Raw genomic sequence first — 21,647 nt, 5'->3', positions numbered from 1 at the left:
TGAGGAGATGGATCAAGCGGCGTTGCTCAAAGAAAAAGTCCAAAATGGATTTATCGTTGAAGGAATCGAGGATATGAATGAGGAGTATTTAACAGCATTGAAACAAACATTGACGATTGTCGGTGATACCGAACTGTTAAGCGTTCCGCCGTTATTAACCGTGTATGATCAAGCACCGACGCTCAACAGCAAAATTACGGCATTGGCCATCATGCAAGATGAAATCGGTCATGCCCACATCGCTTACCGGTTGTTGAAAGATTTAGGGGAAGATGTCGACCGGCTGCTTTACGAGAGAGAAGCGCACCGTTGGAAAAATCCGTACGCTTTTGACTTTGAGCTGTCAAACTGGATTGAACTTGGTGTCTTTAACGCGTTTTTTGACCGGGCGGGCTACACACTTCTTGGTGACGCGTTTGAACATACGTCCTACGGGCCGTGGAAGCGGGCGCTCGTGAAAGTCGACAAAGAAGAGTTGTTTCACCTCAGAAACGGCGAAATCATTATGAGAACAGCCATGCAAGATCCGAACTTGCGTGAGGAAGTACAGAAAGCCGTCGATTGGATGTTTTTAATGGCGCTTGAGTTTTTCGGGGTGGAAGATCGACTGAAAAGTCGCTCGGCGCAGCTTGAATACCGGCTAAAAGGACGGTCGAACGATGAGCTGCGGCAAAAATGGTTGTCAACGGCCGTTCCGTTCTGTGAATCGATCGGTGTCAAAGTTCCTGCCCATTATGATGAAGAACAACAAAAATACGTGCTGGATGTGCCGTTCCCGTGCAAGTTTGACCCGGTGAATAAAAAATGGCTGTTTGATCAGCCGGATACGTGGGATAACGTCATTAAACGGTTTAAACAGCGAGGCCCGAAAAATAAAGAATTCGTCGCGCGGATTCAAAAAGGGGCCAAAGAGCTTGAGCAATTACGAAAGGAAGCGGTGTGATGGGCAAACAGGACACGGAAAAATATTGGCAGGCATTGAAAGAAGTGATGGATCCGGAATTTCCGATCAGCGTTGTCGACATGGGATTGATTTACAACATTGAAAAAAGTGACGATGAATTGCATGTTACCATGACGTATACGGCGGTATCGTGCGCCTGTATGGAATGGATCGAGCAAGATATCCGCGACCGTTTGCTCAAGGAAGAAGAAATTCACGATGTGCATATTCACGTCGTCTGGGATCCGCCGTGGACGGTTGACCGGATCAGCCCGGAAGGACGCGAAAAATTAAAATATTGGGGGGTGAGCTCAACATGACAGCGGCCCAACAACGAAAAACGTTTGATATTTTCGCCCGTGTAAAGCGGGGGGACCAACTGGCCCATATCGGCACGGTGGAAGCAGAAAATGAAGAGCTGGCGAAAGTGTATGCTTCCTTTACGTACGATGAAGAGGACTGGGCAGAAATGGTTGTTGTCGACCGCAGCGGACTCGTTTGGGTGAGAAAACCAAAATGGCTATTTGCCTAGAAGGGGGAGAGGGAGAAGTGGAACAGAGACAGCCTAGTGTACATTCGCTCATTGAGCTGCTTGAAACGATCGCTGACAATAAATACGTTCTTGGCGACCGTCTTGTAGAGGTCGGGGTCAGCGGTCCGAATTTGGAAGCGACACTGGCAGCGATCGCGATGGCTCAAGGAGAATTAGGACACGCGCGTTTGTTGTACAACTGGTGTTTTGATTTGCGTGGGGGAAAAGGAAAAAAACCAGAAATTTACGGACAATCCGGAAAAGCGATGGAAAGCGCGGTAAACGTTCATAACTGGATCACACTCATTGCTGCCTTGTATACCGTGAACACGGCGATTGATGCTGTCTTACAATCGGCGCTCCAGGCGAACCATCCGGCCGTTGTTTCCAAAATTCAAAAGCTAGTCCGTGAACAGCAGGATCATATCGTTTATGCGAAAAATTGGGCGCAGCAGCTCATCCATGATCAAGGTGCCGTTCCGCACCGTTTCCGCCAAGCGTTGAATGCTGCAGCGAATGAAGCGGCCGTTTGGCTAAAAGAGGTTGAGACAAAGGAAGAGCTTCAGCAGGAAGGCTATTTGCCGAAAGGGGTCCAACTCGTTGCACGCTTGCAGCAAGAATTGAAAGCGGTTGCTACTGAACCATTTGTTCAGTTGAAATAAGGAAGACATAACAGGAGGTGAGAAAGACAGACACAAAACGAACGGTGCGCTTGATGCTTTCGGAAAGACAAAGATGGAAATGAACTTTCAAAAACAGGTTATTGGAAAGTTGCCTGCATCACAACATCAAAAAATTGATAGGGAAGGAGAATAAGAGAATGGTAGCTGTAGAAACGAAGAAACAATATTTGACGGTCGTTAAAGAAGAGGGGATTGCGGAAATTCACTTGCATATTAACAAGTCGAACTCGTATGATTTGGAATTTTACAAGGAGTTCAACGCGGCGATTGATGACATTCGCTTCGATCCGGACATCAAAGTGGTCATTATCATGAGCGATGTGCCGAAGTTTTTCTCGGCTGGGGCGGACATTAACTTTTTACGTTCGGCCGATCCGCGGTTCAAAACGCAATTTTGCCTGTTCTGCAACGAGACGCTCGATAAAATCGCCCGCTCGCCGCAAGTGTACATCGCCTGCTTAGAAGGGCATACAGTCGGCGGGGGCTTGGAGATGGCGTTAGCGTGCGACTTGCGGTTTATGGGCGATGAAGCCGGGAAAATCGGGTTGCCCGAAGTGACGCTCGGGGTGTTGGCCGGGACGGGAGGAACGCAGCGGCTGGCGCGGTTGGTCGGCTATTCGCGTGCGTTGGATATGAACATTACCGGGGAAACGATCACTCCACAAGAAGCGCTGGATATCGGGCTGGTGAACCGGGTGTTCCCGCAGGCAGAAACGAGAGAACGGACGCGGGAGTACGCGCGCAAACTTGTCAACAGCGCGACGTATGCGATTTCGAACATCAAGCTGTCGATCATGAACGGGAAAGAAATGCCGCTGAACGTGGCGATCCGCTATGAAGGCGAGCTGCAAAACTTGTTGTTCCGTTCGGAAGACGCCAAAGAAGGATTGAGTGCATTTTTGGAAAAACGCCAACCGAATTGGAAAGGAGTTTAAGCGACACTGTTATGAAGCCCTTGAAATGGGAAGCCGGTTCATCCATTTCCAAGGGCTTCCTCATGCATATTTATCAAGCAGTCCAATTTTTATAGAAATGGGATGGTGAGCGATGGAATTGCGCGGGTTCGGAAGGCTGTACAACGCGGCAGGGCTGTTCATTGATCATCATGTTCACAGCGGATTAGGAGATAAAACGGCGATTTATTACCGCGACGAGCAAATTTCGTACCGAACTTTGCAAGAAAAAGTGAACCAGGCCGGCAACATGCTGCGGGAGCTTGGCTATAAGCTTGAAGACCGGCTGATTATGGTTTGTCATGATACGCCGGAGTTTATTTACACGTTTTTCGGCGCCATTAAAATTGGGGCGGTGCCGATCCCGGTCAATACGATGATGCAGTCGTCGGATTATGAATACTTTTTAAACAACAGCCGGGCGAAAGGGTTGGTCATTCACGAAGACTTATGGGAACAACTCGAGCCGGCTCGAGAGCGGTTTGCTTTTTTGGAGCATGTGATTGTCATTTATGAAAGCGCCAACAAAGTGTTGGAAGGAACACTCTCGTACCATCAATTGATTCAACGTGCCGCTAAAGAGCTTACCGCAGCTCCGACGAATAAGGATGACGCCGCGTTTTGGCTGTTCAGTTCAGGAAGTACCGGAGAGCCAAAAGGGGTCATTCATTTGCAGCACGATATGGAGTATGCATTAAACACATACGCCAAACAAGTGCTGGAAATGAACGAACATGACCGTTGCCTTTCTGCATCCAAGCTGTATTTTGCCTATGGTCTTGGCGGGGGGATGTATTTTCCGCTCGGCAGTGGCGCCTCGACCGTACTCATCAAAGAACGTCCGTTGCCGGAAACAATGTTTCAGGCCATTGAAACGTACAAGCCCACGATCTTTTTCGGCGTGCCGACGTTGTATGGCGCCATGATTGATTATGTGGAAAAAACAGGCCGGCGATTTGATGTTCGTTCATTGCGCGTTTGCGTGTCTGCCGGTGAAGCATTACCTCCTTCTTTTTATTATAAATGGAAAAAGTTATTTGGCGTTGACATTTTAGATGGCATCGGTTCGACCGAAGCGTTGCACATTTTTATTTCCAACCGCATTGGTGATGTCAAACCAGGCAGTTCCGGAAAAGCGGTGCCAGGTTACGACGTGAAAATCATCGATGGACAAGGAAATGAGCTGCCGCCGAATGAGGTCGGAGACTTAATTATTCGCGGCGACTCGGTCGCTCATGGATATTGGAATCTTCATGAACAAAACAAACAAAAATTCGTCGGTGAATGGCTGTATATTGGGGATAAGTATTACCGTGATGAAGAAGGGTACTACTGGTATTGCGGACGTTCCGATGATATGTTGAAAGTCGGAGGCATTTGGGTTTCCCCGATTGAAATTGAAAACTGCCTGCTGCAGCATGAAGATGTGTTGGAAGTCGCGGTCGTCGGGGTAGACAATGAAAAAGGATTGACCGTTCCGAAGGCGTTTGTCGTTCTGAAAGACGGAGTAACACCATCCGCAAAGAAGGAAGAAGAACTGAAACAGTTTACGAAACAACAGCTAGCCCACTATAAATACCCGCGCATCATCGAATTTATTGACGAACTCCCGAAAACAGCTACAGGAAAAATCCAGCGTTTTAAATTGCGGCAATTGTTGAAGCAACAGAGCATCAATCAATAAGGTGAGAGGAACGATTGACCATGAAACGGAACGAATTTCAGGTTCGTGTGAATTTTGGTGACACGGATGCAGCCGGCATCGTTTATTATCCGAATTACTTTAAATGGTTTGATATTGCCGGTCATCAATTTTTCCGCAGCATCGGGCTGCCGCCGGCGAAATTGATGAAAGAACAAAACATCATTCTTCCACTGCTCGATGTCGGCTGTACGTTTGAACGTCCACTATATTACGATGACATTATTACGATTAAAACGACGGTGGAAGAAGTGAGTCGCAAAACGATTAAGCTGCGCCATGAGGTATTCCGCGAAGAAGTAAGAACCGGCCACGGTTTTGAACTAAGAGGCTGGGTGAAAGAGGAAAACGGGCGCATGTTTGCGGTTCCCATTCCGGATGACGTCCGGCAACTGCTTGAAGAAGACGGTATAGGGGAGTGCGCCTACATTAACCCGTTGCTCAATGCCTAATGGGTGCTGAAAGCCAAGTTCGCATCGTTGCGTCTTGGCTTATCGTTGCGATAAGCTGCGAAAGGGGGAGGTTCTTTGATTCGAACAGCGAAGCGAACCGAACTGATTGAAGTGGCACAAGGGCGCCGCCCGGCCGATATCGTCATCAAAGGCGGAACGGTTGTCAACGTCTATTCGGGTGAATTTTTGCGCCAAAACGTCGCTATTTATCATGATGCGATCGCCTATGTTGGGGAAAAAGAAGTCGCGGTCGATGAGCATACGATTGTGATTGATGCAGAAGGGATGTATGTGTCTCCCGGGTTTATTGAGCCGCATGCCCATCCGTGGGTGCTTTACAATCCCGTCAGCATGACCGCCAAAGTACTGCCTCTTGGTACGACAACTACCGTAAATGACAACTTGTTTTTTTACTTGCATTTTGGCGTCGATGGATTTCGACAGCTGATCGAGGATTTGCGGGTTCTGCCCGGTCATTTCTTTTGGCTTGTCCGCCTCGTGTCGCAAGCAGATTTCCCTGGCGAGCGCGACTGGTTTGATCCACGACACATCCAAGAACTGCTGGCAATGGACGAAGTCGTTGGGACGGCCGAAGTGACAAGATGGCCGCTGTTGTATCAAGGTGACCCATTTTTACTCGAAACGATTGAAGCGGCGAAACGCGCCGGAAAGGTCGTTGATGGCCATACAGCCGGCTGTTCGTATGAAAAACTAAACAGCATTGTCGCCAGCGGCGTCAGCGCCTGTCATGAAGCCATCACGGCTGAAGAAGCGCTCCATCGGCTCCGACTCGGCATGTGGACGACGCTTCGCCATAGCTCGCTCCGCCCGGATTTTCCGGAAATTATCCGCTTAATTACCGAGAAAAAAGTGAGCACGCAACGGATTACGATGACTACAGATGGACCGCACCCAGGATTTATTGAGCGGGAAGGGTTTGTCGATGGATTGGTACGGAAGGCTGTGGAACTTGGCGTTCCGCCGATGACAGCCTTGCAAATGGCGACGATCAATGCGGCGACGTATTTGCAGCTAGACGATGAAATCGGCGGCATCGCCCCGGGAAAACTGGCGGACATTCTTCTGCTTCCGGATCTTGTTACTTTCCAACCGTCGCTTGTGATCGCCAAAGGCCGTATCGTCGCCCGTGATGGCAAGCTGCTTGCGCCGTTGCCTGAAATCGATTGGAAGCGATACGTATCGAAAAAACCGTTTTTATTTGCAAAAGAACGGCTTGATGACGAGCGTTTATATCGTTATCCGCACTCGGAATCCGATCAGCCGGTGCCGGTTATGTATTTTAAAAGCAATGTCATTACCGAACGGAAAGATGTAGCTCTTCCGTCTGTTGATGGCTATGCAGATCTGTCCCACCATCCGGGGCTGTTGTATGCTGCGCTCATCGACCGCAACGGGCAATGGGTCGCTAAAGCTATTTTGGAGCGGTTTGCCCTCGATATTGATGGCATGGCGTCGACCTACAATACAACTACCGAGCTTCTCGTTATCGGTAAACAACCGGAAGCGATGGCCGCAGCAGCGAAACGGGTGCTCGAAATGGGCGGTGGAATTGTTGTTATCGATGGTGGCCGGCCGGTGGTGGAGATTCCGTTGCCGTTTACCGGCATGATGACAACCGATGATTCGTTTGACACGGCCGTCCGTTTCCATGATGAGCTGCTGTCCGCTCTTCAAGAACGTGGGTTTCCGTTCCATGATATTTTGTATACGTTGTTGTTTTTGACATGCGACTTTTTGCCGGGTCTTCGGTTAATTCCATACGGGTTGTACGACGTCAAACGAAATGAGATTTTGCTGCCGGCTGAAAAGATCGGGGAAAAAGTAGTGAAGTAAGCAACGTCACGTGCGGCCACCACCTCATTGTCGGCTATCGGTTTCATGGGAAAATGGGGCATTTCATTAGGCGATGACGATGTATAATTAAAAGATGTAAGTGAATGATCATCGCTCATGATTAGATTTGGAGATGAAACCAATGTGGAAATCGATCAACCGCCGTCTTGAGAAAGCGTTGCCGTTTCTTACGCCGGCGAGCGTGGTGGCCGGCATTTGGTTATCGGATGAATTGAGCAGCCATGCCGCGCTTGTGCCGTGGCTGTTTGCGTTTATGACGTTTAGCGGCAGTTTGCGCTTGCGTTTGGCTGAGTTGAAAGAAGTGCTCATCCATCCTGGCCCGATCGTTGCGGCGCTGTGCCTTCTTCACTTCGTCATCCCGCTTTGGGCGTTTGGGCTGGGCCATCTGTTTTTTGGCGGCGACCGGTTAACAGTGATTGGGTTTGTGTTGGCTGCAGCTATTCCAACTGGGGTAACAAGCTTTATTTGGGTATCGCTCGGCCGCGGGAATTTGGCGCTCGCCCTTTCCATCATTTTAATCGATACGTTTTTATCACCCCTCGCTGTGCCGCTGACGTTGTTGTTGCTCGCAGGGAGCGCGGTGGAGATGGATGTTGGACAGATGATGCTCGGCCTGGTTTTCATGATCATTTTGCCCTCTCTAAGCGGCATGCTCGTAGGGGAGCGGCTGTCCGTCCGAGCGAACGAGCGGCTCGCAGCCGTGTTGTCTCCGTTTTCCAAACTGGCGCTTGCGCTTGTCGTCATGATGAACAGCGCGGTCGTTGCCCCGTATTTTGGCCGTGTTGACGTCCGGCTGTTTTTTATGGCATTTCTCGTCTTGGTGATTGCAAGCTCTGGTTATTTTCTTTCTTGGATGGCGGCTCGTTGGCTGAAATTTGCCCCACCGGATATTATTACGTTGACGTTTACCGGGGGGATGCGCAACATTAGCGCCGGTGCCGTGCTTGCTATGACCTATTTTCCGCCACCGGTAAGCGTACCGGTCGTGCTCGGCATGCTGTTCCAGCAAGTGTTCGCGTCCCTATACCACCGCTTATTGAATAAAACATACCATTCACCTATGAAAAGCAAAGCGCCATACGTCGGAAGCGTCCGGTAGGCGGAAAGGACAGGTGGTACGCCAGTCATCGACAGTGCCTAGCGGGAGCGAAGGGAGAAAAAAGCGCCCGTCCTAGTGGATCGGGCGAGTGCGGAGGAAATGCACTTGGAGCGTTGTTGATGTCATGACGCGTGCGGCTAAGGGCAGGAGGCGGCTCGGCTTAACGATTTCGTACAGAGTCTTGTTTCGGCGAACGGATGAGGTGGTGGCGAAGAGGAAGATCAAGCTCAACGATCCCTTCAACGACTAAACGGGCGATTTCTTTCGCCCCCCGTTCATGAAAGTGGGTGTTGTCTTTGATGCCTTTCGGGTAATTGGGGTGTTCGCCTGGTTTAAGCCATAAAAACCACCGCTTCGTCCGTTCCGGCCCAAGCTGTTCAAACCGCTGTTTGCTTTTTGCCGTCAAATCAATGACCGGAACGTGTTCATTTTTTCCGAGTGCTTTCATGGCAGCAGGGTAAAGTCCGTGGGAATCGAGCGCTCGCCCATCGGCAGAAAAGCGCCGCCGCTCGACGGGAGTAATGAGGACGGGAATCGCCCCTTTGGCGCGGGCGCCGTCAATATACTGTTTTAAGTACGCTTGATAAGAGGTGAACGGTTCGGTATAACGAGCTGGATCGTTCATTTTTTCGTCATTATGGCCAAACTGAATAAACAAATAATCACCTTTTTTGATGTCACGCAAAATGTGGTCGAGCCATCCTTCCTCGGCAAAACTTTTCGCGCTTCGCCCGGAAGCGGCCATGTTTTTGACGATCACGCGATCGTCAAACCAGTCGTCAAGCATCTCCCCCCATCCAGCTCGCGGAGCGCGGGAGCGGGGGGCGGCGGCGACAGTGGAGTCGCCGGCCAAATAGATGACGATGACCGTTTCCCTTCTTGTTTTGGCTGCGTCTCCGACGATTGTTGTCCTCACCATTAGAACGACACCAATGGCGATGATGACGGAGCACAAAAAAGCCGCTTGTTTTCCTTTCAATCAAGTTCCTCCTACTCGACAACAGTCTGCTTGCTGTTCACCGGCGGTTCGTTTCGTTGTTATCGTGGCTTGCGATCCGCTTGTTTATGCGCAGCTGTGCTAGTCAATCCGATGAAATCGTTGATAAAAATTCCAGATGATCGTGAGAAACAAGCCGTACCCGGCGAAAGAATATAAATGACTCCACGCAGCAGAGTGAACGAACAAACCGTACGCTTCCGCTTTCGTTTCGAATGCTGCCATCAGCGCGGCCGACGCAATGATCAATCCAAGGTGGCCGAGACGGCTAAGCCGCTCCATCAGCCAAAGAAACAAGACGGTGCATAGCGGAAGAACGACCATCGTAAAGAAAATATCGATGGAGAAGACGGATGGGAACGGGCGCTTCGGAAAGGCGTACAACCCTTTTCCGGTCAAATACAAATCCAGGTATGTTCCCACCCAAGAGGCAAGCAGCGCCGAGGCGATATAGGCGCGGCGCCTAGCGCGCATGAAAGAAGGCATTTTTGGCGATGATTGCCAGTTCGATTTTTTCAAGTGTTTCACAATACGCATGAACGATCTCCCCATTGATCGGTTGTTCCGTTTTAATGAGATAGCGGACAACGTGCGGGTCTGTAAACCAGTCGCCCGGCTCGGCCACCTCGTGGGCGACGTTTTTCCACGCATGACGAAGCTGCGGGCTGTACAGGCGCGGGGCACCGGGAACGATTTGGCAGTCGCGGATGCGGCGGCGGTACGGTTCCCTTGGAAACGATTCGCATACATCATTAAATAAATGCGGCCAATAATCTTTGCGTGAGCCGGTGTGTGGTCGGTTGACAGCCCAGCGCACCGTATTTTTTAGCGTTTCTTCATTATCAAACAAAATCGAGTATAGCCGTTTACCGAGCAAAATGCGTTCATGGAGCGATTCAAACTGATGGAGCGTTTCGCCGATCAGGGCGGTGCCGCCTTGGCCGTCGTCATACGGAAACAAGATGTGACTGAAATGGAGCAGCTCTTGCAGTTTAAACTTGAGTGTCTGAAAGACTGTTTGCTGAAATACAGGATGTTGAATGACTCGTTGTTCCAAATAGCTTTGTTCGTTAATCACCAGGGCGATTGCCAGCACGTATGGATCGCCGCGCTGCCAAAAATGGTTCCATATCGTTTCCATGAACGTTGAAACGCCAATATACGGCAATAAATAGAAGAGCGGCCGGTCTTGCTTTTGGCTCTCTTCGTATAACAAAAATTGTGGATAAATATCTTGGAAAATAAGCCAGTTGCCGCGCTCCAAAAAGGAAAAAAATGATCGCTGCTCGTCTTCAGAAAGCAGCCGCATGAGCAGCTCCCCTTTTAAGTCAGTCATATTCCAACCACCGTTGCGCGACACCATATGTCCTAAAAACGCCCAATGAATTTCGCGATGGCGCAAGTAAAAATCAAGATACGCCGCCGTCCGGGTCACATTGTTTTCGTTGTGTTCTGCGGTCACCGCCCGAATGCGGCTGATTAACTGCCGTTCTTTGGCAGTTAAGTCGCGTTCGGATACAGTCTCTTGTCCTTTCTTTCGTTTTTTCTTTAATTCCTGATAGACGTCAACAAGGGAAAGGGGAAGGGATGACGTTTTCGGTCTCAGGCAGCGCATAGCGATCCCCCTTTCAGTGCATCGACGGCCCGCCAGACGAATAAATATGGAAGGAAACGGAGTTTCGTGAAAAAGGAAGGCGATGCACGGTGGCCGGTGAACGAAGTGCGTTGATTACCGCGCTCAAACGGTCGCAAGCGGCTGACGGATCGTGGCGATTTCCGTTTGAAACAGGCATTTCGACAGACGCTTATATGATCATTTTATTGCGGACGCTTGACATAAATGATGAACCGTTGATTCAGGCGCTCGTCGAGCGGATTGAGAGCCGGCAGGAGGCAAATGGGGCATGGAAGCTGTTTGCGGATGAAGGTGACGGCAACGTAACCGCCACAGTGGAAGCGTACTATGCGCTGCTTTACTCCGGCTATCGCCAGCCAACCGATCGGCATATGCAAAAAGCGAAAAGGCGAATTTTAGACATGGGTGGCCTCGACCGCGTCCACTTGTTTACAAAGGTTATGCTCGCGTTGACCGGGCAGTACCCGTGGCCAGGCCGTTTCCCGCTGCCGCTGGAATTTTTCTTGCTTCCGCCGTCATTTCCACTCAATATGTATGATCTATCTGTCTACGGAAGAGCGAATATGATCCCGCTTTTGATCGCGGCCGACAGCCGCTACAGCCGGAAAACGGACAAAAGTCCGGATCTTTCTGATTTGTTTGCCTCCCGCGGTGATTGGGGGATGCCGGAAAGTCGATCGCTGCTAACGTACGTCAAGCGGTCGCTCATCGGGCTTCCAGCCCAGCTTCATCAAGCTGCCAAACAGCGTGCGGTTCGTTATCTGTTCGAGCATATCGAACCGGACGGAACGCTGTATAGCTATTTCAGTTCAACTTTTTTATTCATTTTTGCGCTGCTTGCGCTCGGCTATCGGAACGACGATCCGCGCATTAGGCAGGCTGTCCGCGGGTTGCGCTCATTGCGTACAACGATCGATGGACATGTGCATCTGCAATATACGACTGCTTCGGTTTGGAATACGGCGTTAGCGAGCTATACGTTGCAAGAAGCAGGCGTGCCGATGACCGACCGGGCGATCGAAAAGGCGAACCGTTATTTGTTGTCACGCCAGCACGTCCGCTATGGCGACTGGGCGGTGCATAACCCGTACAGCACACCAGGCGGCTGGGGGTTTTCCGATGTCAATACAATGAATCCAGATGTCGACGATACGACCGCCGCATTGCGTGCCATCCGTCAGGCGGCAGCGAAAGAGACGGCGTTTCGCCATGCGTGGGATCGAGCTAACCAATGGCTGTTTTCGATGCAAAATGATGACGGGGGCTTTGCGGCGTTTGAAAAAAACGTGAGCTCCCGCTTTTGGCGCTATTTGCCGATCGAAGGGGCGGAGTTTTTGCTGATGGATCCGTCAACAGCCGACCTAACCGGGCGGACGCTCGAATATTTCGGGACATTTGCTGGCTTAACGAAAGACCAGCGCGCCGTCTCTCGCGCTGTCGACTGGCTGCTGAGCCATCAAGAAAGAAACGGCTCGTGGTACGGCCACTGGGGAATTTGCTATATATATGGAACATGGGCGGCCATCACCGGGCTTACAGCCGTTGGCGTCCCGGCTCACCATCCCGTCCTGCAAAAAGCTGTCCGCTGGTTGTTAAGCATCCAAAACGATGACGGCGGCTGGGGAGAATCGTGCAAAAGCGACGGAGCGAAAACGTACGTGCCGCTTGGCGCCAGCACGCCAGTTCATACCGCTTGGGCGCTTGATGCCTTAGTCGCCGCTGCCGAGCGTCCAACTCCGGAAATGAAAGCCGGCTTTCGCGCCTTATTTCGTTTGCTTCATCATCCGGACTGGACGGCTTCCTATCCGGTCGGGCAAGGAATGGCCGGCGCCTTTTACATCCACTACCATAGCTATCGTTACATTTTCCCGCTGTTAGCGCTGGCCCATTACGAGCAAAAGTTCGGACCACTTGACGATTAACCGTTCACCTGCCGTTTGTCTTTTTGGCTACATTAACAAAAAAGCAACAGAGGCAAACGACGGCATGGCGAAAATCAAGCGGCACTTGATTACCGGTACCTACGCTGAACAAAGTACCGCCTTTTCCATGCAGCGGTTCAAATGTTCCCGATCGAGTTCACGATCTGGCGAAGCGAGCTTGAGCAGCTGGAAGAATACCGACGGCGCCATGGAACTGAACAGGAAGGGCAGGTCGTTGTGCTTGTACGGTCAAGTGCCGGTCTGGCTGTCAGCTGACGAAATGGGACAATGTCTTATCGATTTGGAAGTCATCCGTTCCCCATGGCTGCGTCATCAAATCGAAACATAAACAGCTGCCTGAAGGAAACGAGAGGTTCAATCACCGGGATCGCTAGCTATTTCCCACGATGTGCTCCTGTTGCTTAGGATACTGTGAGAGGGGAGAGGGCTTTTTTAACTGGGGAAAGGAGATTCCACCCGCTCGAGATGACGCGCCCCGTTTCACGTGTGAAACGTCTCTGTTCTATGCCAGCCGCAGCCGTCTGATGGTATAATAGAGGCAAAACTGATGGAAATAGACTGAGAACCGTCCGGGAATCCAAACGAGCGGTATACGTATTAAGAGAATGTCAACTGGGATGATGGAGTGCTCTTGTCGCGTGGTACCGATTTCTTTGTTTATCCATCAGCCCATCGCAGGTGAATAGGATGTCACCTTGCGATCGCTGATTTGCCGGTTTCGCAGATCGGCATATTTCAACATATAGAGAGCGAGGGAGAAAGGTGCGGTTACCGGAAACGGAAGTGCAAGCGCTGCTCGCGAAAGTCGATGGCTGGAAGCTCACTGACGAGCGGTGGATCGTGAAAAAATACCGTTTTCAAGACTATTTGCAAGGAATCGAGTTCGTCCGTCAAATCGCTTTGATTTCCGAAAACGCGAACCACCATCCGTTCATTTCGATCGACTACAAGCTCATCACAGTAAAACTGTCATCATGGCGGGCGAAAGGGTTGACGAAGCTTGATTTTGACTTGGCCCAACAATACGATGACGTGTATAAACAAATAAAGCAGGGGGATGGGGAATGATGGAAAATCGCACAGCCCTCATCACTGGGGCAGCGCGGGGAATTGGTTATGAAGTGGCGAAAGCGTTGGCAACAAACGGCGCAAAAGTGGTGCTTGCCGACTTGAGGCAGGACGAGGTAGGACAGGCTGCTGAATCGTTGCGGCAACTAGGTTGCGAAGCCGTTGGTGTCAAATGTGATGTGACGGTGGAAGAAGAGGTGAAGCAAGCCATCCATGAAGCGGTCAAACGATGGGGACATCTCGATATTGTCGTGAACAATGCTGGTTTGCAATATGTCGCCAATATCGAAGACTTTCCGACCGAGAAGTTTGAGCAGTTGATCCGCGTCATGCTCATCGGCCCGTTTTTGGCGATCAAGCACGCGTTTCCGCTCATGAAGGAGCAGCGCTACGGCCGCATCATCAACATGGCGTCGATCAACGGATTGATCGGGTTTGCTGGAAAAGCAGCTTACAACAGCGCAAAACATGGAGTGATCGGCTTAACGAAAGTGGCGGCGCTAGAAGGGGCACCGTACGGCATTACGGTGAACGCACTTTGTCCGGGCTATGTCGATACGGAACTCGTCCGTAACCAACTTACCGATTTGGCGGCGACAAGAAAGGTGCCGCTTGAGAAAGTGCTTGAGGAAGTGATTTATCCGCTTGTGCCGCAGCGGCGGCTCTTGTCCGTTGAAGAAGTCGCCCATTACGTTCTCTTTTTGGCGGGCGAACAAGCGAAAGGCGTCACTGGACAGGCCGTCGTGATTGATGGTGGATATACGGCGCAATGAAGCGGAACAAAATGTACAATGGCGAAGCTGTTTGATCATAGCAAGAAAAGGTGTCCCGTTGTTGTTTCGGGACACCTTTCTTCGATTTGGCTGTTCAGCTGAGAGCAAACTCAAAACTAGCGGCAAGGTTCACTTCTTTCCCGACGAGGAATCCGCCGGTTTCGAGCGCGACGTTCCATACTAATCCGTAATCTTCGCGATTGATTTTTCCTTCGACGTCAAAACCGGCAGTGATGCCACCAGTGAGCGGGTTTTTCACTTGACCGTTGTATTCGACTTTGAACGTTTCCGTTCTCGTCACGCCGCGAATCGTCAGCTGTCCGGTCACTTCATATTCCGTGTCGGACAGTTTGCGCACCGAATCGCTGACGAAGGTGATCGTCGGATGGTTCTCGACATCGAAAAAGTCAGCCGAACGGAGATGATTGTCACGGTCGGCATTTTTTGTATCAATCGAAGCAGCGTCGACCGTTACCTTTACTTTCAGTGACTCGAGCTCGTTGATATCTCCTTGCACATCGATGTCAAAGTTGGTGAATTCCCCTTTTGCTTTGGAAATCATCATATGTCGGACTTGGAAAGTGACCGAGCTGTGCGCTTTGTCAAGTTGAAATGTCGTCATCGTTCTCCCCCTCTTGTTATCGTTATCATCACATCATTATCATAGCAAATATATATCTTGAATTCAAACATTTTTTGTTCGAGTATTTATTTTTCTAAATAGTTGGCGACCTTATACGGTGCTTTTTATGTTTGCGAGAAATAAGAAAAAGCCGGCACGTGGAGAACAAGAGTTATCCATGATAAGATGAGAATAAAAATGGCTAGCGGGAAAGGAGAAAACGATGAACGAAATCAGTATTTTAGCGAAAATTGAGCAGCAATTGGAACGGTTTTCGCCGGCGGAAAAAAAGGTTGCCCTCTATGTCCTCGACTATGCTGAGCTCGTGCCGAATATGACGACAAAAGAATTGGCGCAGGCGGCTGATACAAGCGAGGCGAGCGTCACCCGCTTTTGCAAGGCGGTCGGTATCGGCAGTTTTCCAGGACTGAAGTTGGCACTTGTCCGCGAGTTGACGATGGCGGATATGAACATTAATGATTTTTCCATCATTGACAAACCGAATGCGCCGTATGAGCTGTTTATGAAAGTGACCTATGTGAATAAGGCGGCCATTGAGGCGACAACGACAACACTCGATAAGCGCGAGTTGGAAAAAGCTGCTGAGGCGATGATGAAAGCCGAGAGGGTGGTGTTTTATGGAGTCGGCGGTTCTGCAGCTGCAGCGGTGGACGCTAGTTATAAGTTTACGAAGCTTGGCTACATGGCGGCAACGTCGCCTGATTTTCATACGATGCTGCCACTGGTGGCCCATTTGAAAGAAGGAGATGTGTTCGTGGCCATATCGACGTCAGGGCGGACGAAAGATGTATTGGAGATCGCCCGGTTTGCAAAAAAGCAACAGGCGACGGTCATTGCCATTACAAAGCTTGATCCGGCCTCGCCGTTATATAAGGAAGCGGATATTCGGCTTGCGCTTCCGGATGTCGAGCAAGACCATCGCATCGGCAGTATGGCATCGAGAATGGTGCAGCTCAACGTGATCGATGCGCTCTATTTAATCATGTTCCATCGTGTGGGGAGCCGAGTCATTGAACGATTTCACCAGACAAGAGAAGAAGTGGTGCGGTTGCGAAGGTAAAGCGGGCTTGAGGCGAGCCCGCTTTTTTTGTAGGAATGTTTCAAATGAAAAAAGAATAGATTGATATTTTATTTCATAAATTTATAATATAATTATGAAACATAATTTCGTTAAAGAGGTGACCAGATTGCTTGAGCATCTTGCGACAGAACAACGAAATGAAAAGACGAAACATTTGGATGGAATGACGACAAGAGAAATTTTACACGTCATGAACGAGGAAGACCGAGCCGCGGTCATCGCGGTATCCAAGCAGCTTGATTGTATTGAAAAAATCGTTCATCTTGTCATCGCCGCATTTCGGCGTGGGGGGCGATTGATTTATGTTGGGGCGGGTACGAGCGGCCGGCTCGGATTGCTTGATGCGGTAGAATGCCCACCAACGTTTGGAACCGAACCGTCCATGGTGCAGGCGATTCTTGCCGGAGGATTGAAAGCGATTTCGGAGGCCGTGGAAGGAGCCGAAGATGATGAAGAGGCCGCTGTTCGCGATCTGCAGGCAGTGGGCTTGACGAAAAACGATGTCGTTATTGGCATTGCAGCGAGCGGCCGAACGCCATATGTAGTCAGCGCACTTCGCTATGCCAAACAAATCGGTGCGGCGACAGGAAGCATTGCCTGCAATAAAGGAGCCGTCATTAGCCAGTATGCCGATGCGGCGGTGGAAATTGAAACAGGACCGGAAGTGCTGGCTGGTTCAACGAGGTTAAAAGCTGGGACAGCCCAAAAAATGGTACTCAACATGATTTCTACTGCATCGATGGTCGGTATTGGCAAAGTGTATGGAAACTGGATGGTCGATGTACAGGCGACAAACGAAAAGTTAAAAGAGCGGGCAAAGCGCATTTTAATAGAGGCGACAGGAGTCAGCGCCGAAGAAGCGTCCCGCTATTATGAACAAGCAAAAGGGGAGGTGAAAACAGCGATCGTTATGATTTTGCGCCAATGCGGTTATGAAGAAGCAAAAGAACGACTGCAGCAAGCCGAAGGGTTTGTACGTAAAGCGCTTGAATAACGAATAAGGGGGAGAGAAATATCATGACTCGAGAACAACAAATAGCAGCATCGATACTTCAGTATGTTGGGGGGAAAGAAAACATCACCCGCGTTGCCCATTGCATGACGCGGGTGCGTGTATCGTTGCGCGATCCGGGCAAAGCGAACATTGACTCCTTAAAACAGATCGAAGGGGTCATGGGAGTCATTGAGGATGAGACGTTGCAAATCGTCGTGGGCCCGGGCGTTGTCAATAAAGTAGCGGCTGCGTTATGCGAGCTTACCGGTTTAGAACTTGGAGAAGTGATTGAAGATGGAATCGAGGACATCGCGGAGCGGACAAAAGCGGAAGTCAAAGCGCGTCAGCAAACGCCGCTAAAGCGATTGCTTCGCAAAATCGGCAGCATCTTCATCCCGCTTATTCCTGGGCTGGTTGCATCGGGGATTATTAACGGAATTGCCAACTTTGCGAAAAACGCCGGCGTTGATCCGCAGACGACGTGGCTGCAACTGTTGCTTTTGATAGGCGGCGGAATTTTTGCTTCGCTTGGCGTGTTAGTGGGATATAATACAGCGAAAGAGTTTGGCGGCACTCCTGTATTAGGGGCGATTGCTGGTATTCTCGTATTCAACCCAGCGATGGGCGATATAAAATTATTTGGGGAAGCGCTTACGCCTGGAAGGGGAGGACTGTTTGCGGTCTTGCTTGCCGCCTGGCTCATGGCGGTAGTCGAAAAACGGGTGCGTTCGTTTGTGCCAAATGCGGTCGATATTATCGTCACACCGCTCATTACCGTATTAATCGTCTGTTTATTTACCTTGATCGCTGTACAGCCGCTTGCCGGTTGGTTGTCGTTAGCGATTACCAGCGGGCTGAAAGCAGTGCTCGATATCGGTGGAGTAGTCGCTGGGGCTGTGTTGGCCGGAACGTTTTTGCCGCTTGTGATGGTCGGACTGCATCACGGATTAACCCCTATTCACATGGAATTGATTCAAAAATTGGGCTCGACACCGCTACTGCCGGTATTGGCGATGGCTGGAGCCGGTCAAGTTGGAGCGGCGATTGCCGTGTACGTCAAAACAAAAAATAAACGGCTTCGTAACATTATCAAAGGGGCGTTGCCGGTCGGATTTTTAGGCATTGGGGAGCCGCTATTGTACGGGGTAACATTACCGCTTGGGCGGCCGTTTGTTACCGCGTGCCTTGGGGCGGCGGTCGGTGGTGCATTTCAAGCGGTGATGAAAACGGCGGCGCTTGGCATCGGCGTATCCGGGCTGTCACTGATTCCGCTCATTGCTGATACAAAGTATGTGATTTATTTCATCGGACTCGTCATTTCATACACGTTTGGCTTCCTATTTACGTATTGGTTCGGGTTTAAAGAAGAAATGGCGGCACATATTTAATGGGGGATGGCGATGCTTTCCTTTTCTTTCTACCTTTTTCAGCCGCTCGAGCAAATCGAAGAAACATTTCAGCTTGCAGCGCGGCTTGGGGCGAAACAGTTGTTCACTTCGTTGCATGTTTCAAAAGGCCAAGAGCTTGAGGAGCAAAGAAAGCTTGATCGCATTGGCCAGTTCGCTTCCTGCTATGGAATCGGTGTCGTGGCCGATGTCACCCCCACTGTCCTGTCACGTCTGTCAGCTGATGCCGACATTGCGGCGGTGCTCAGGCGTTGGGGAATCGTCGGGCTGCGGCTGGATGACGGTTTTTCTATGAAAGAAGCCGCTTCGTTATCCAAGCAAGTGAAAGTCGTGCTGAACGCCAGCACGATGACAGAGTGGGAATGTAAAGAGCTTGCTTCTTATCAAGCAGACAAATCCAATGTGGAAGCGTGGCATAATTTTTATCCTCGTCCGGAAACAGGGCTGGGAGGAGAGACGGTGTTGGCGCAAAATCAACGGTTGCGCCGGTATGGCATTGAGGAGATTGGCGCGTTTATTCCCGGTGATGCCAAAAAGCGCGGACCGCTTTATGAAGGGTTGCCAACGTTAGAAGCTCACCGGGAAGCTGATCCCGTCTACGCCTATATCGAGCTTGTGGAAACCTATGGGATAAAGAAGGTGTTTATCGGCGACCTCGCCGTATCGGATGGGGTGCTTAGGCGCATGGATTGGGTGCGGTCCGGCGTTATCCCCATCCGCTACCGGCCGATCGTACGAGTGGAGTGGTTGTCTGTTGTCGAGACGGTGCATACAAATCGGCGCGATGCTGCCCGCGATGTGATCCGCTCCGCTGAATCGCGCCGCTCCCTTGTTTGGCCGAAAGAAGCGCTGCAGTCTATCCCCGCCGCGCCTCGCCGAACAGGCAGCATCACGATTGACAATGAACGGTATGGCCGTTACGCCGGCGAACTGCAAATTACTTTGGTCGATCTCCCGGCTGACGATAGAGTCAATGTCATCGGTCAGGTGATCGAGGAAGATATGCCGTTGCTTCGATACATTCACGGCGGCCGACGGTTTTGTCTCATTCGTTGCTAGTAGGAGACACCGTCGGCCGCTGGCACGGTGAGAGAAAACGATGATACCACTGTTGAAGACGGTGTCATCATCAGTTAGACGCGTTTCCGTTCGAGAAAAAAGTCATGAAAAACCTCCGTACATTCATGAGGCATTCTGTCTCTCTATATATTCATTGGAGCTTTTTCATGTACTGACGGATATCCGCAAAATCGAACGACCTTGACGCGAAGTGCTCACATGTCAGGTTACTATCATCGGTGAGGCCGAGGGAAGAGAGGGGGAAACGTCTGCAAGATGAGCCCACGGGATGTGCTGTTCCATTCATTGTGCTTCTTTGCTCGTTTCCGTAGGCGGCCGGAGGATGCAGCGTCAGTTTCCCTTTCATTGATCATTTTGAATAGTCAGGCAAATTCCTTTGCAAAGAAACAGCTGAGGATTATAATGAGAGAGTAATCTGTTTGGCATTGATTGCATTAAAGGGGAGGAGAAGGAAAATGAAGTACCGAAAACTCGGCCGCACCGGGCTCAAAGTGAGTGAAATCAGTTTAGGCAGCTGGCTTACATATGGCAACTCGGTGGAAAAAGAAACGGCGGTCCGCGTCATTGACAAAGCGTATGAGCTTGGGATTAACTCGTTTGACACGGCGAATGTGTATGCACGCGGGGAAGCGGAAAAGATTGTCGGCGAGGCGCTGCGCAAATATCCGCGTGAGTCGTACGTCATCGCGACGAAAGTGTTTTGGCCGATGGGCGACGGACCGAATGACCGCGGCTTGTCGCGCAAACATGTGTTTGAGCAGCTTCATGCGAGCTTAAAACGGCTGCAGCTTGATTACGTGGATATTTACTACTGCCATCGTTATGACAAAGAGACGCCGGTCGATGAAACGCTGCGCACGATCGATGATCTTGTCCGCCAAGGGAAAGTGCTTTATGTCGGCGTCAGCGAATGGACAGCTCAGCAAATTCAAGAAGCGCTCGGCGTAGCCGATCACTACTTGCTTGACCGGATCGTTGTCAATCAGCCACAGTACAACATGCTCCATCGGTACATCGAAAAAGAAGTCATCCCGGTATGTGAACAAAACGGCATCAGCCAAATCGTCTTCTCACCGCTTGCGCAAGGGGTGTTGACCGGCAAATACAAGCGAGGACAAGCGTTGCCGGCTGACAGCCGCGCCGCCGATCCGAAAGCAAACACGTTTATCCAAGGATTCTTGAATGACGAAGTGTTAATAAAAGTAGAACAGCTGGAAAAAGTCGCTGCTGAGCTCGGCATTACGTTATCGCAGCTTGCTCTCGCTTGGGTGTTGCGCCAACCGAACGTTGCCAGCGCCTTAATCGGCGCCAGCCGTCCGGAACAAGTGGAAGAAAACGTCAAGGCGGTCGATGTGGTGCTTAGCGAAGAGGTGCTTGAGAAAATCGAGGGGATTTTGGCGTAAAAAGGCACTATAAGAAAAGATTGAGACCATCCTTTCGAAGACCAGAGGGTATTCGGGAGGATGGCATTTTTTATAAATATATGAAAAAGTATGTTGAAAAGCAGGGTTGCATCTTTTCTAGGTTTCTCGTAATAAGCTTCGAATAAGGATTATAACCTAACGTTATATATAAAAGTTGAGTGAAAAAAACTCATTCTATCTGTTGACTATTTAGAAAATTTGAATTAATATAAAAACAACGGTTGAATTGTATTACATTAAAAAATATAGTTTTATAATATAAAACTATATTTTTTTATATCTTTTCAAAACCATGTTTTACTATATAAAACTACTGAAATGTTTATGTCCATCCGAATAGTTCCCTTTCTATGTGCTATGGAG

The 21,647-nt window shown here is 50.2% G+C and carries 22 protein-coding genes; 17 read left to right on the top strand and 5 right to left on the bottom strand.

The window, feature by feature from the left end:
* The first annotated feature begins 7 nt into the window (after positions 1–7).
* The 9 genes from IC804_RS01890 (at position 8) to IC804_RS01850 (ending at position 8,239) form a co-directional block, all read left to right on the top strand.
* The gene (locus tag IC804_RS01890; protein WP_008880634.1) at positions 8–943 is read left to right on the top strand and encodes a Phenylacetic acid catabolic protein; all 936 of its coding nucleotides are present in this window, start codon (positions 8–10) and stop codon (positions 941–943) included.
* A complete protein-coding gene (locus IC804_RS01885; RefSeq protein WP_029761930.1) occupies positions 943–1,263 on the top strand; it encodes a metal-sulfur cluster assembly factor in 321 nt (106 codons plus the stop codon). Before IC804_RS01890 ends, IC804_RS01885 begins: the two co-directional genes overlap by 1 nt.
* A complete protein-coding gene (locus tag IC804_RS01880; protein WP_008880636.1) occupies positions 1,260–1,475 on the top strand; it encodes a hypothetical protein in 216 nt (71 codons plus the stop codon). Before IC804_RS01885 ends, IC804_RS01880 begins: the two co-directional genes overlap by 4 nt.
* Positions 1,476–1,492: 17 nt before the next feature.
* The gene (locus tag IC804_RS01875; RefSeq protein WP_369802852.1) at positions 1,493–2,137 is read left to right on the top strand and encodes a Phenylacetic acid catabolic protein; all 645 of its coding nucleotides are present in this window, start codon (positions 1,493–1,495) and stop codon (positions 2,135–2,137) included.
* A gap of 158 nt (positions 2,138–2,295) precedes the next feature.
* Positions 2,296–3,093, top strand: a complete 798-nt coding sequence (locus IC804_RS01870; protein WP_008880638.1) for an enoyl-CoA hydratase/isomerase family protein — start codon at positions 2,296–2,298, stop codon at positions 3,091–3,093.
* Positions 3,094–3,205: 112 nt separating this feature from the next.
* Entirely contained in the window at positions 3,206–4,795 is a 1,590-nt protein-coding gene (locus IC804_RS01865; protein ID WP_029761699.1) for a benzoate-CoA ligase family protein, read from the top strand.
* Between the two features lie 20 nt (positions 4,796–4,815).
* A complete protein-coding gene (locus tag IC804_RS01860; RefSeq protein WP_060475941.1) occupies positions 4,816–5,265 on the top strand; it encodes an acyl-CoA thioesterase in 450 nt (149 codons plus the stop codon).
* Between the two features lie 75 nt (positions 5,266–5,340).
* Positions 5,341–7,119, top strand: coding sequence for an adenine deaminase C-terminal domain-containing protein (locus IC804_RS01855; protein ID WP_081157528.1), 1,779 nt, complete (start codon positions 5,341–5,343; stop codon positions 7,117–7,119).
* A 142-nt stretch (positions 7,120–7,261) separates the two neighbouring features.
* Complete coding sequence (locus tag IC804_RS01850) at positions 7,262–8,239, top strand: bile acid:sodium symporter family protein (protein ID WP_081157527.1); 978 nt, start codon at positions 7,262–7,264, stop codon at positions 8,237–8,239.
* A 160-nt stretch (positions 8,240–8,399) separates the two neighbouring features.
* Here the strand turns inward: IC804_RS01850 and IC804_RS01845 are convergent, their stop codons facing one another.
* From IC804_RS01845 to IC804_RS01835, 3 genes are all read right to left on the bottom strand, one after another.
* Entirely contained in the window at positions 8,400–9,218 is an 819-nt protein-coding gene (locus IC804_RS01845; protein WP_081157526.1) for a rhamnogalacturonan acetylesterase, read from the bottom strand.
* Between the two features lie 99 nt (positions 9,219–9,317).
* A complete protein-coding gene (locus tag IC804_RS01840; protein WP_060475939.1) occupies positions 9,318–9,710 on the bottom strand; it encodes a CBO0543 family protein in 393 nt (130 codons plus the stop codon).
* Complete coding sequence (locus IC804_RS01835; protein WP_029761704.1) at positions 9,700–10,851, bottom strand: DUF2515 domain-containing protein; 1,152 nt, start codon at positions 10,849–10,851, stop codon at positions 9,700–9,702. The genes IC804_RS01840 and IC804_RS01835 overlap by 11 nt, the downstream gene beginning before the upstream one ends.
* A gap of 89 nt (positions 10,852–10,940) precedes the next feature.
* Between IC804_RS01835 and shc the strand changes: the two genes are divergently transcribed.
* From shc to IC804_RS01820, 3 genes are all read left to right on the top strand, one after another.
* Positions 10,941–12,794, top strand: a complete 1,854-nt coding sequence (gene shc / locus IC804_RS01830) for a squalene--hopene cyclase (protein ID WP_081157525.1) — start codon at positions 10,941–10,943, stop codon at positions 12,792–12,794.
* Between the two features lie 783 nt (positions 12,795–13,577).
* Entirely contained in the window at positions 13,578–13,883 is a 306-nt protein-coding gene (locus IC804_RS01825; protein ID WP_008880647.1) for a 4a-hydroxytetrahydrobiopterin dehydratase, read from the top strand.
* Complete coding sequence (locus IC804_RS01820) at positions 13,880–14,656, top strand: 3-hydroxybutyrate dehydrogenase (protein WP_008880648.1); 777 nt, start codon at positions 13,880–13,882, stop codon at positions 14,654–14,656. The genes IC804_RS01825 and IC804_RS01820 overlap by 4 nt, the downstream gene beginning before the upstream one ends.
* 94 nt (positions 14,657–14,750) lie before the next feature.
* Here the strand turns inward: IC804_RS01820 and IC804_RS01815 are convergent, their stop codons facing one another.
* Complete coding sequence (locus IC804_RS01815) at positions 14,751–15,278, bottom strand: YceI family protein (protein ID WP_008880649.1); 528 nt, start codon at positions 15,276–15,278, stop codon at positions 14,751–14,753.
* A 223-nt stretch (positions 15,279–15,501) separates the two neighbouring features.
* On the opposite strand from IC804_RS01815, the gene IC804_RS01810 reads away from it, so the two are divergent.
* From IC804_RS01810 to IC804_RS01795, 4 genes are all read left to right on the top strand, one after another.
* Entirely contained in the window at positions 15,502–16,359 is an 858-nt protein-coding gene (locus IC804_RS01810) for a MurR/RpiR family transcriptional regulator (RefSeq protein ID WP_011887578.1), read from the top strand.
* Between the two features lie 127 nt (positions 16,360–16,486).
* The gene (murQ, locus tag IC804_RS01805; RefSeq protein ID WP_008880651.1) at positions 16,487–17,374 is read left to right on the top strand and encodes an N-acetylmuramic acid 6-phosphate etherase; all 888 of its coding nucleotides are present in this window, start codon (positions 16,487–16,489) and stop codon (positions 17,372–17,374) included.
* A 23-nt stretch (positions 17,375–17,397) separates the two neighbouring features.
* The gene (locus tag IC804_RS01800) at positions 17,398–18,762 is read left to right on the top strand and encodes a PTS transporter subunit EIIC (RefSeq protein ID WP_008880652.1); all 1,365 of its coding nucleotides are present in this window, start codon (positions 17,398–17,400) and stop codon (positions 18,760–18,762) included.
* A 12-nt stretch (positions 18,763–18,774) separates the two neighbouring features.
* The gene (locus tag IC804_RS01795; protein ID WP_008880653.1) at positions 18,775–19,839 is read left to right on the top strand and encodes a DUF871 domain-containing protein; all 1,065 of its coding nucleotides are present in this window, start codon (positions 18,775–18,777) and stop codon (positions 19,837–19,839) included.
* A 151-nt stretch (positions 19,840–19,990) separates the two neighbouring features.
* Here the strand turns inward: IC804_RS01795 and IC804_RS01790 are convergent, their stop codons facing one another.
* Entirely contained in the window at positions 19,991–20,146 is a 156-nt protein-coding gene (locus tag IC804_RS01790; RefSeq protein ID WP_223812932.1) for a DNA-binding domain-containing protein, read from the bottom strand.
* Between the two features lie 169 nt (positions 20,147–20,315).
* On the opposite strand from IC804_RS01790, the gene IC804_RS01785 reads away from it, so the two are divergent.
* Positions 20,316–21,263: an aldo/keto reductase family protein gene (locus IC804_RS01785; protein ID WP_008880654.1), complete on the top strand. Its 948-nt coding sequence runs from the start codon at positions 20,316–20,318 to the stop codon at positions 21,261–21,263.
* The last annotated feature ends 384 nt before the right edge of the window (positions 21,264–21,647 follow it).

The sequence above is a fragment of the Geobacillus sp. 47C-IIb genome, from assembly GCF_014679705.1.
GTDB lineage: Bacteria > Bacillota > Bacilli > Bacillales > Anoxybacillaceae > Geobacillus > Geobacillus thermodenitrificans.
This window is presented reverse-complemented; position numbering and strand designations above follow the sequence as displayed.

Coding starts and splice junctions, on each gene's coding strand:
- IC804_RS01890 (WP_008880634.1), top strand. CDS start 8: ATGGATCAAGCGGCGTTGCTCAAAGAAAAAGTCCAAAATGGATTTATC.
- IC804_RS01885 (WP_029761930.1), top strand. CDS start 943: ATGGGCAAACAGGACACGGAAAAATATTGGCAGGCATTGAAAGAAGTG.
- IC804_RS01880 (WP_008880636.1), top strand. CDS start 1,260: ATGACAGCGGCCCAACAACGAAAAACGTTTGATATTTTCGCCCGTGTA.
- IC804_RS01870 (WP_008880638.1), top strand. CDS start 2,296: ATGGTAGCTGTAGAAACGAAGAAACAATATTTGACGGTCGTTAAAGAA.
- IC804_RS01865 (WP_029761699.1), top strand. CDS start 3,206: ATGGAATTGCGCGGGTTCGGAAGGCTGTACAACGCGGCAGGGCTGTTC.
- IC804_RS01860 (WP_060475941.1), top strand. CDS start 4,816: ATGAAACGGAACGAATTTCAGGTTCGTGTGAATTTTGGTGACACGGAT.
- IC804_RS01850 (WP_081157527.1), top strand. CDS start 7,262: ATGTGGAAATCGATCAACCGCCGTCTTGAGAAAGCGTTGCCGTTTCTT.
- IC804_RS01840 (WP_060475939.1), bottom strand. CDS start 9,710: ATGCGCGCTAGGCGCCGCGCCTATATCGCCTCGGCGCTGCTTGCCTCT.
- IC804_RS01835 (WP_029761704.1), bottom strand. CDS start 10,851: ATGCGCTGCCTGAGACCGAAAACGTCATCCCTTCCCCTTTCCCTTGTT.
- IC804_RS01820 (WP_008880648.1), top strand. CDS start 13,880: ATGATGGAAAATCGCACAGCCCTCATCACTGGGGCAGCGCGGGGAATT.
- IC804_RS01815 (WP_008880649.1), bottom strand. CDS start 15,278: ATGACGACATTTCAACTTGACAAAGCGCACAGCTCGGTCACTTTCCAA.
- IC804_RS01810 (WP_011887578.1), top strand. CDS start 15,502: ATGAACGAAATCAGTATTTTAGCGAAAATTGAGCAGCAATTGGAACGG.
- IC804_RS01800 (WP_008880652.1), top strand. CDS start 17,398: ATGACTCGAGAACAACAAATAGCAGCATCGATACTTCAGTATGTTGGG.
- IC804_RS01795 (WP_008880653.1), top strand. CDS start 18,775: ATGCTTTCCTTTTCTTTCTACCTTTTTCAGCCGCTCGAGCAAATCGAA.
- IC804_RS01790 (WP_223812932.1), bottom strand. CDS start 20,146: ATGAATGGAACAGCACATCCCGTGGGCTCATCTTGCAGACGTTTCCCC.
- IC804_RS01785 (WP_008880654.1), top strand. CDS start 20,316: ATGAAGTACCGAAAACTCGGCCGCACCGGGCTCAAAGTGAGTGAAATC.